The sequence below is a fragment of the Streptomyces sp. P17 genome (genome assembly GCF_032436805.1).
Taxonomy (GTDB): domain Bacteria; phylum Actinomycetota; class Actinomycetes; order Streptomycetales; family Streptomycetaceae; genus Streptomyces.
Genome location: NZ_JAVRBF010000548.1, coordinates 1 through 310, shown reverse-complemented (window position 1 = coordinate 310; position 310 = coordinate 1). Strand labels below are relative to the sequence as shown.

Here is a 310-nt window from a genome sequence, read left to right as displayed (position 1 = left end):
CGATTGGGACGAAGTCGTAACAAGGTAGCCGTACCGGAAGGTGCGGCTGGATCACCTCCTTTCTAAGGAGCACTTCTCACCAACTCCGGTTGGTCAGAGGCCAGTACATCGGCGAACGTCTGATGCTGGTTGCTCATGGGTGGAACGTTGACTACTCGGCCAGGTTCTGGGCCGGAGGCTGCTAGTACTGCTCGCAAGAGCGTGGAACGCATGATCTCCGGACGGGAGTTGGCCGGGCACGCTGTTGGGTGTCTGAGGGAACGGAATTTCCTCAGTCGCCGGCCCCAGTGAACTCACTGCTTGTCAGTGG

Annotated in this window: 1 rRNA gene; it reads left to right on the top strand. The window is 59.0% G+C overall.

The annotated features are described in order from the left end of the window. Positions 1-62, top strand: a 16S ribosomal RNA gene (locus tag RMT89_RS42060); the annotation flags it as partial. Positions 63-310: the final 248 nt, after the last annotated feature.